5 protein-coding genes are annotated in these 7,709 nt (G+C 71.1%); 3 read left to right on the top strand and 2 right to left on the bottom strand.

The window, feature by feature from the left end:
- On the top strand, window positions 1-3,443 hold a 3,443-nt coding region (locus tag ACIO5E_RS14030), incomplete at its 5' end, for a type I polyketide synthase (RefSeq protein ID WP_400667053.1).
- 137 nt (window positions 3,444-3,580) lie between these two features.
- Complete coding sequence (locus tag ACIO5E_RS14025; protein ID WP_400667093.1) at window positions 3,581-4,846, top strand: MFS transporter; 1,266 nt, start codon at window positions 3,581-3,583, stop codon at window positions 4,844-4,846.
- A 10-nt stretch (window positions 4,847-4,856) separates the two neighbouring features.
- Here ACIO5E_RS14025 and ACIO5E_RS14020 read toward each other — a convergent pair whose 3' ends face one another.
- Complete coding sequence (locus ACIO5E_RS14020; protein ID WP_400667051.1) at window positions 4,857-5,492, bottom strand: dihydrofolate reductase family protein; 636 nt, start codon at window positions 5,490-5,492, stop codon at window positions 4,857-4,859.
- Complete coding sequence (locus ACIO5E_RS14015) at window positions 5,489-6,304, bottom strand: phytanoyl-CoA dioxygenase family protein (RefSeq protein ID WP_400667048.1); 816 nt, start codon at window positions 6,302-6,304, stop codon at window positions 5,489-5,491. The genes ACIO5E_RS14020 and ACIO5E_RS14015 overlap by 4 nt, the downstream gene beginning before the upstream one ends.
- Before the next feature lie 326 nt (window positions 6,305-6,630).
- Here ACIO5E_RS14015 and ACIO5E_RS14010 point away from each other — a divergent pair, with 326 nt between their 5' ends.
- Complete coding sequence (locus ACIO5E_RS14010) at window positions 6,631-7,656, top strand: LysR family transcriptional regulator (RefSeq protein WP_400667046.1); 1,026 nt, start codon at window positions 6,631-6,633, stop codon at window positions 7,654-7,656.
- Window positions 7,657-7,709 lie beyond the last annotated feature (53 nt).

Below are 7,709 nucleotides of genomic sequence, written 5' to 3'. Positions count from 1 at the left end.
ACGGCACCCCCGTCAACTGGCACGCCTACTTCACCAACACCGGCGCACGACACACCCCCCTCCCCACCTACCCCTTCCAACACACCCGCTACTGGCTCGACCACCGTGGCACCAGGTCGGCCGCGCTCGGCACCGCAGGAGTCGACAGCAGTGGGCACGCTCTGGTGACGTCGGTGATCGCCGATCCGGAGTCGGGCGGGCTGACGTTCTTCGGTCGCATCGGTGCCGATACGCATCCGTGGCTGGCCGATCACGTCGTCGGAGGCCGGATGCTGTTGCCGGGTACCGCGTACGTCGATCTGCTCCTGCACGCGGGTGCAGCGTGCGGGCTGTCCCAGCTGGACGATCTGACGCTGGAAGCGCCACTGGTGATTCCGCAGGACGCCCCGGTCGACCTCCGGATGACCGTCACACCGCCTGACGCGGCGGGCCGTCGGACGGTTCGAGTGCACGGTCGCGGGTCTGATCCCGACGGTGGGTGGACCCGGCACGCCAGTGCCGTCCTCACCGCTGCGGATGCTCCGCCCGTGCCCGAGGGTCCCGGTGCGTGGCCCCCGCCGGACGCTCAGCCGCTCGACCTCGCGTCGGTCTATCCCACGCTGGCGGCCCACGGGCTGGACTACGGCCCCGTTTTCCAGATTCTCCGTCATGTCTGGTCACGGCCCGGCGAGTTGTTCGCCGAGACAGCTCTTCCCGAGGGGACCGACGTGACCGGGTACGTGCTGCACCCTGCGCTGCTGGACGCCGCCCTGCATGCCATCGGATTCGGCGGTCTCGTGGACGCGACCGAAAACGGTCCGGGGCTGCCGTTCTCCTGGCGGGGCGTGCGGGTGGGCACCCCTGGCGCGACGACCCTACGGGTACGGCTGACGGCCCCTGGCCCGGACACGGTCACACTGCAGTTGTCCGATGGCAGCGGACGCGACATCGGCGGTGTGGAAGCCCTCACCCTCCGCGGCATGCCGGCGGACCCCGGGTCGACGGCTGTTCCACGGTCGCTGCTCGACGTGCGGTGGCAGGACCTTCCCCCCTCGCCCGATGCCCAGCCGTCGTGGTGGGTCATGCTCGGGGAGGACGGACTCGGGCTGGCGTCGCTGCTGCAGGGCGTCGGCGGTCGGATCGAGGGACACACCGACCTCGCCGGTCTCACCGCCGCTGCGACTGCCTCCGGCGCGACTCCCGATGCGGTGTTCATCGCACCGACGGCACCGGAGGGCACCGACGTGCCGACGGCCACCGCTCGACTGACCTCCCAGCTCCTCGCGTTCCTGCGAACCTGGCTCATCGACCAGCGTTTCGCCGGGATTCGTCTCGTGCTGGTCACCCGGGACGCCACGACGGATCCCGTCGCCGCCGCGCTCGCCGGCCTCGTCCGAGCCGCCCAGTCCGAGCACCCGGGCCGACTCGCCGTGGTCGACATCGGCTCCGGTACGGACCGCCTCGAACGCCGGGTGCTCGCGGCTGCGCTGGCCTCCGGGGAGCCGCACGTCACCCTTCGCGACGGTGTCGCGAAGGTGCCCCGGTTCGCCGCGCTCTCCGCGTCCGACCCGGCCACGGTGGACCTGTCGGCCGGCACGGTCCTGGTCACCGGGGCCTCCGGAGCCCTCGGTCGGCTGGTCGCCCACCACCTCGTCGACCGCCACGGGGTTCGAGACCTGCTGCTCGTGAACCGCAGCGGCGAGATGGCCGAGCTCCGCGCCGAGCTGGAGAGCGCGGGAGCCACCGTGGAGGTGGCCGCCTGTGACGTCGCCGAGCGGGACCAGGTCGCCGCGCTGCTGTCGTCCCGGTCGGTGCGCGCCGTCGTGCACGCTGCCGGCGTGCTCGACGACGGTGTCGTCGAGTCGTTGACCGACGAGCAGCTCTCCCGCGTCCTGCGCCCGAAGCTCGACGGTGCGTGGAACCTGCACGAGCTCACCGGGGACACGACGCTCCTCGTGCTCTTCTCGTCGATCGCGGGGATCCTCGGCTCGGCGGGGCAGGCGGCCTATGCCGCGGCGAACAGCGCTCTGGACGCGCTCGCCGCACACCGGACCGCCCGTGGGCTTCCCGCGCTCTCCCTGGCATGGGGCCCCTGGACCACCGAGATCGGCATGTCCGCGGGCCGGCGGCGGCTCGAACGCGCCGGGGTGGTGCCGCTGAGCCCCGAGGAGGCGCTTGCGCTGTTCGATGTCGCCTTGACCAGGCCCGAGCCGCTGCTGGTGCCGGTGCACCCGGACCTCGCCGCGCTGAGCGCCGCAGCGAAGCGGCACCAGGTGCCGCCGATCTGGCACGGACTGGTCCGCCCGCCCGCGAAGGACAAGCCCCGCGCCGAACAGGGCGCGTCGCCCCGGTTCGGGCAGCTGTCCGCGGACGAGCGCGACCGTCAGCTCCTGGACCTGGTCCGCCGGGAGGTGGCCACGGTGCTCGGCTACTCCTCGGTGGACGCGCTCGACGGCGAACTCGCTTTCTCCGAACTCGGATTCGACTCGCTGACCGCCGTGGATCTGCGGAACCGGCTGGAACAGGCGACCGGATTGCGGCTGCCGGCCAGCCTGGTCTTCGACCACCCGACCGCTCCCGACCTCGTGCGGTTCCTGTCTGCCGAATTCGGTTCGACAGTGCCGGAAACCACCGATTCGCAGGACACTCTCGGCGCATTGTTCACCGAGGCGTGTGAACAGGGAAGGATCGACGAGGGCATCGAACTGGTGAGCTTGGCGGCGCGTTTCCGGCCCGCATTCCGGACGCCGGAGGAACTCGGCCGGCGCCCCCACCCGGTACCGCTGTCCCGTGGGTCGGCCGAGCCGATGCTGCTCTGTTTTCCCGCCGTGGTGGCGATGTCGGGAGCGCACCAGTACGCGCGGTTCGCCGCCGCCCTGCGCGACAGTCGCAGCACCGTGGTCCTGCCGGAGCCCGGATTCGTGGCCGGCGAGCAGCTTCCGGCGGATGTGGCCGCCCTCGTCGATGTGCAGGCGCAGGCGGTGCTCGCGCAGGCCGCCGGGGCGCCGTACGCCCTGCTGGGCTACTCGTCGGGCGGCTGGATCGCGCACGAGGTGGCCCGGCGCCTGGCGGAGACGGATGCGCCGCCGAGCGGGGTCGTGCTGTTGGACACCTACCTGCCCCGGGAGATGAACCCCAGGCTCAACCAGGCCTTCACCCACGGGCTGTTCGCCCGGCGCAGCGAATTGGTGTCAACCGACCACGTGTCACTCACCGCCATGGGTGGCTACTTCTCGGTGTTCGGCACCTGGGAGCCACAACGTTCCGGTGTGCCGACGCTCTTCCTGCGGGCCGCCGACGCGTTGCCCGACGCCGACGGGAAGCCGCTGCCGGACTGTGACTGGGGTCCGGAGTGGGCCCACTGCGACACGGATCTGGAGATCCGCGGCGATCACTTCACGATCGTCTCGGAGCACGCGGAGAGCACCGCCCGAACCGTGGACGCGTGGCTGGGCGCACTCTGACCGGACCGGACCCCGACGAGTCACAACCAACTGTTGTGGCTCGCCGGGGTCCGGTTGTTTGACCGCTCCACCGGACGTCGGCTTTGATCCTCCCTGGTCAGGATCGGGATCGTCCGATGGAGCGGAGCGGGTACGGCATGCGGGGCGGGCAGGCGCTGCGGCGGCAGTTCGGGTGGTTGTGGGCGGCGTACGCGGTGAGCACATTCGGTACGTGGCTCGCCTTCGACGCCTTTCCGATCATCGCGATCCAGGTGCTCCACGCCGAGCCGAGCGAGGTGTCGGCGCTGGCGGCCGTGGGGCCGGCGGTGGGCGCGGTGATCGCGTTGCCGCTCGGCCCGTGGGTGGAGTTCCGGCGCAAGCGGCCGGTCATGATCGCCATGGACCTGGTCCGGTTCGCGACGCTGCTGACCGTTCCCACGGCGTACGCGCTCGGGCTACTCAGCTTCTTCCACCTGATCGTCGTGTCGATGGTGGTGGGCGCAGCCGACATCATCTTCACGGCGGCGAGCGGCGCGTGCCTGAAATCGCTCGTACCCCGCGACGATCTGCTGGTGGCCAACGGTCGATTCGAATCCACGACCTGGACCGCCACCATGCTCGGACCGCCGATCGGCGGCGCGGCGATCGGTCTGGTCGGTCCGGTCGTGACGGTCCTGGCCAACGCGGTCAGCTTTGTGCTGTCGGCGGCGGGGATCCGGGCCATGGGACGGGACGAGCCGCAGCCGGCGCGGTCCCCGGGGCGGCGAATGCGCGCAGCCGACGTGCTGGAGGGCTGGCGCTACATCCTGACCCACCCGTCGCTACGTCGGCTGTTCTTCAACGTGCTGCTGTTCAACGGCCTCGTCATGGCGGTCTCGCCGCTGATGGCGATCATCATGCTCGGCGAGCTCGGTTTCACGCCGTGGCAGTACGCTCTCGCGTTCGCGGCACCGTGCCTGGGCGGCCTCCTCGGCTCCCGGCTGGCCCGCCGGCTCGTCCCGCGGTTCGGACAGCACCACGTCATGCTCGTGGCTGGCACGGTGCGCACGTGCTGGCTGATCGGGTTGGTCTTCGTCCGCCCCGGCGTTCCCGGTCTGCTGCTCGTCATGGCGGTCGAGTTCGGACTGATCACCTGCTGTGCCGTATTCAGCCCGGTGCTGGCCACCCATCGTCTCAACCAGATCCCGACGGGCGTCGTCGCCCGCACGCTGTCCGCCTGGGCGGTCGCGGGCAAGGCCAGCACCGCGGCCGTGACCGCCCTGTGGGGCGTGCTGGCCGGCTTCACGGGCCCGCGTGTCGCGGTCGCCGTCGCCGGCCTCGTCGTCCTGGCCACGCCGCTGTTGCTTCCCCGGCCCGGCCGCGCCGGGTCACCGCCGGAACTCCAGCCGGAGCCGGTGCCTCAGGCGCAGCTGTCCGCCTCCTGAGGCACCGGCGTCAGCGGACGACCCGGTAGGTGATGTGCGTGGCCAGGTCGGTCGCAACCACCTTCCGCGGTTCGAGGACCGGGTCCCCGGCGTTCTCCAGCAGGCGCTCACCGGAGCCCAGCAGGATCGGCCGGAGGTGGATGGTCAGCTCGTCCAGCAGACCGGCGGCGAGGTACTGCTGCACCACCCTCGCCCCGCCCGCCAGCGAGACGTCCCGGCCGGCGGCGGCTTCCCGTGCCTGTTCGAGCGCGGACTCGATGCCGTCGGTGACGAAGGTGAACGTGGTGCCGCCCTTCATCTCCAACGGTTCCCGCGGGTGGTGGGTGAGCACGAACACCGGCACGCGGAACGCCGGCTCCTCACCCCACCAGCCCCGCCAGGAAGGGTCCCAGGGCCCCTCACCGCCGCCGAACATCCGCCGGCCCATGATGTAGGCGCCGATGCCTTGCATGGCCTCCGCGAGCACCTCGGAGTCGGCCGACTCCTCGCCGCCCTCCAGGCCCCGGTGCTCGTACCACGCCCGGGTGCCGAGCAGCCACTGGTGCAGGCGCATCCCGCCCACGCCGACCGGGTGCTGCGGGCTCTGGTGGGGCCCCGCGGCGAATCCGTCGAGGGACATGCCGATGTGCGCGGTCACCGCCGTCATGGCCGCGGCGCCTCCGCCAGCAGGTCGGAGACCCGCGGGTAGCGGTGGTCGGGCAGCTGCTGGCCGGGCACCAGGTCCTCGTCCATCCGCTGGTGGCCCGGGCGCGGCTGGTAGATCGCCGACGCGCCGGTGTAGGAGATGATGAAGGCCAGCCGGGCCCCGTCGGAGTGGTTGCCGTGGCTCCCGTGCCCGAGGGTGCTCTGGTGGAAGGTGACGTCCCCGGCGCGCATCGGCACCGTGACGCGCGGGTACCACTCGAGTTCCGGCCACTCGTTGAACATGTAGGTCGTCGCGTGGCTCTTCACCGCCGACATCTCGGCCCGGTGCGGCTCCGGCCGCTTGTGCGAGTCGGGCAGGAAGATCAGACAGCCGCGCTCGACCGGCACGTCGACCAGGGCGACCCAGGCGTTCACGTTCATCGGGGCGTCGAGCGGCGTGAGCGTGAGGTCCTCGTGCCAGATGGTGGGCACCTCGTCGTGCGGGTGCTTGGCGTACGCCTGCCCGCTCCACACCCGCATCGGGGTGCCGGCCAGCTGCTCCGCCGCCGCGGCGACGCGGGGGTGGCGCACGAGGCCGGTCATGCTGTCGTGCTTCCACCAGGGGTCCGAGGTGGTCCTGAGCGCGGTGCCGCCGCCCCCCATGCCGGCCCGCCGGCCGTCCTCCTCGATCGTGTCCAGCGCGATCTTGCGCCACCGCGCCACTTCGTCCGCGGGGATCAGGCCCGGGATGCGCGTGAATCCGTGTTCCCGGAAGTCGGTGATGTGTTGTTCATCGACAGTGAAGGGTGCGTCCGGAGGCGTCACTTTGGTCATCAGCTTCCCTTCGATTACTGCTTTTCTCGAAAATTAAGTACCATTTTTAACAGTCGAGTGCACCGGGCGACTAGTGGACCTTTGTTCACATCGCAGAAATCGGGGAATATCCAGGCGCCGAATCCGTTCGCCGCACGTTCCGCGCCACACGAATCGGACGCATTCCCGGCACGGTTTCCACTCCGCCCGCCGCGGGCTCGCGCAGAATACCGGGCCGTTTCGCCCGGCCGCACGCCGCGCGGACCACCGCCCGGTCGCCGCCGGGACCGGAGGCGGCCGGGCGAGTGGCGCGCCGCGCGGCCACCCCGGCGGGATAGGTTCACCCCGTGGATCTCAACGCCGTTCGCACCTTCGTCGCCGTTGCCGACACCGGCCAGTTACAGGCCGCCGCCGACGACCTGGGGATCACCCAGCAAGGGGCCTCAAAACGCGTGTCGAGCCTGGAGCGGGAGCTCGGCGTACAGCTCTTCACCCGGATCGCCAGAGGCGTCCGGCTCACCGTCGACGGAGAGGCACTGCTACCCCACGCACGCGAACTTCTCCGGGCGGCCGAGCGCCTCACGGCGGCCGTGACCCCGGGGCGCAGGCCGCTGCGGATCGACGTCGTCGGCCGCAGGATCGCGCCCTCCAACATCCTTCGCGACTTCTACCAACAGCACCCCGACATCCAGCTCGACGTCGTCACCCTGACCAACGCCGACGCCGCGTCGGCGCTGACGGAGATCAGCGCCGGAACCCTGGACGCGACGTTCAGGTCACTCCGGGCCTCGGCCGGCGCGGTCCCCGAGGGGCTCCGGTCATCGCGCGTCATCGACGACCGTCATGAACTCCTGGTCGGCCCCCGGCACCCGTTGGCGAACGCCGAGAGCGTCACCCTGGCCGAGCTCACCGACCACCTCATCTGGATGCCCGGCATCGCCGACGCCGAGCCGATGGGTTACTACGAGGACCTGGCGAAGGCGTTCGGGCTCACCATCGACACGATAGGGCCGAGCTTCGGCGTCGAAGTGCTCCTCACCGAGATCGCCCGCTCGAACCAGCTCGCCACCTTCGTCGGCGAGGGCTCGCGATACCTCTGGCCGGAAAGCTACAACCTCTGCCGGATCCCCATCGTCGACCCGACTCCCGTCTACCCCCTCTCGGTGATCTGGCGGGCGGACAATCCGCACCCCGTCCTCGCGAACTTCCTCGACTACCTCCACGCCAGGTACCGGAAGACCGCCCGCGACGACGTGTGGACCCCGACCTGGGCGCGCCGAGGTCCGACCGCGCCCGGACCGCATCCGGACAGCCGGCACCGTACCCGCCCCGAAGGACCCGCCCAGGACCCGGGGAGGACGCGCGCAGGGTAGCGGGTCACACCGCGCGACACCCGCCGTTCCGGTCACCACCCGATGTATGGCCG

Origin of the sequence: Kitasatospora sp. NPDC087314 (assembly GCF_044744365.1) — a bacterium.
Taxonomy (GTDB): Bacteria; Actinomycetota; Actinomycetes; order Streptomycetales; family Streptomycetaceae; genus Kitasatospora.
Note: the sequence above shows the minus strand (reverse complement) of the source record. Positions and strands in the feature narration are given on the sequence as shown.

Bases quoted from the DNA above. Each gene is read 5' to 3' on its own strand.
- ACIO5E_RS14025 (WP_400667093.1), top strand. From the start codon at position 3,581: ATGCGGGGCGGGCAGGCGCTGCGGCGGCAGTTCGGGTGGTTGTGGGCG.
- ACIO5E_RS14015 (WP_400667048.1), bottom strand. From the start codon at position 6,304: ATGACCAAAGTGACGCCTCCGGACGCACCCTTCACTGTCGATGAACAA.
- ACIO5E_RS14020 (WP_400667051.1), bottom strand. From the start codon at position 5,492: ATGACGGCGGTGACCGCGCACATCGGCATGTCCCTCGACGGATTCGCC.